Source organism: Endozoicomonas sp. YOMI1 (assembly GCF_024606345.1).
GTDB lineage: Bacteria > Pseudomonadota > Gammaproteobacteria > Pseudomonadales > Endozoicomonadaceae > Endozoicomonas.
The window spans coordinates 1-1,268 of the sequence record NZ_JAHHPM010000280.1 but is presented as its reverse complement, the minus strand read 5'-3'; the positions used below and the strand labels follow the sequence as shown (position 1 = coordinate 1,268).

Below are 1,268 nucleotides of genomic sequence, written 5' to 3'. Positions count from 1 at the left end.
GTTCTTGATCGATCAAGAACCCTCGCCCGATAGGGCGGGGAGTGTCAGTTATTCCTGTGAAACAAGCTGCAGGCTTCCTGATCCCTTTCACCGGGCAGGGCTGGATTAAATACCAACAGGTCTTGCCAGTGGGGCTTGAGTCCCTTAAAATTTGCGCCCCTATCTGAGAATCCGGTGCGGTGCGCCATTTTGTCATGGATTGCTGATAATGATAAATAGCTGGTTTCAGCTGCCCTTCAGCTCATGAGGTGCCGCCCATCCCTGATGGTGCCTGCAAGACCGATATGGTCTGTTCAGCCCGTAGGAGCCTTCAGCTTCTTTAGAAGTGGTTTTTAGATAGCTAAAAATTCCACCATGCCTTTCCAGGTTCGGTGGATGCCTTTGACAAAGAGGCTCTTAAGGATTTTCGGAGATCAAATCATGTACGCAGTTATCAGAACTGGTGGTAAACAGTACCGCGTTACCGAAGGAGAAATCCTGAAGGTAGAAAAACTGAGCAACGCCGCTGGCGAAAGTCTGGAAATCAACGACGTTCTGCTGATCGCCAATGGTGAAGAGCTGAAAGTTGGTGCTCCAGTGGTTGAAGGTGCCAGGGTTACTGCTGAAGTTATCAGCCATGGCCGTGGTCCAAAGATCAAGATCATCAAGTTCAAGCGTCGTAAGCATCACCGCAAGCAGATGGGCCACCGTCAGTGGTTCACTGAGCTGAAGATCACCGGAATTGCCGGTTAATTATTGCTGACAGGTTTGTATCAAACCTGTTGAATACTTCTAAGGGCAGTCTCTGGTGTGGTAGCCGACGACAGGTCCGGGATAAAAGGAGAGCAAGATGGCTCACAAAAAAGCTGGCGGTAGTACCCGCAACGGTCGCGATTCAGAAAGTAAACGCCTTGGTGTCAAAATCTTTGGTGGTCAGGCTATCCAGGCGGGTGCCATCATCGTTCGTCAGCGTGGTACCAAGTTCCACGCGGGTGCTAACGTAGGTATCGGTAGGGACCACACCCTGTTCGCCAAGGCCGACGGTAAAGTCGTGTTTGAAGTGAAAGGTCCTAAAAAGCGCAAGTATGTCAGCGTAGCTGCTGCATAATGGCGTTTGGGTTGTCTGTGATTATACCAATTCCGCCTTCTAAATATGATATCGAGTAAGTCATTTTGGACCGCTAGGCAAGGCGGAATGATGAGTAATAGCAGGACTATTGCGAGGAATTCCAACGAAGATCCAGCGGTTCAAAATGGCTGCGCAGTTCATATTTAGAAGGTGGAATTGG

At 49.6% G+C, this 1,268-nt stretch carries 2 protein-coding genes; both read left to right on the top strand.

The window, feature by feature from the left end; all coding sequences use genetic code 11:
- Positions 1-420 precede the first annotated feature (420 nt).
- Positions 421-732 (top strand): 50S ribosomal protein L21, encoded by a 312-nt coding sequence (rplU, locus tag KDK15_RS09645; RefSeq protein WP_257295145.1) that lies wholly within the window; start codon positions 421-423, stop codon positions 730-732.
- 97 nt (positions 733-829) lie between these two features.
- Positions 830-1,087, top strand: coding sequence for a 50S ribosomal protein L27 (rpmA, locus tag KDK15_RS09640; RefSeq protein WP_257295144.1), 258 nt, complete (start codon positions 830-832; stop codon positions 1,085-1,087).
- The last annotated feature ends 181 nt before the right edge of the window (positions 1,088-1,268 follow it).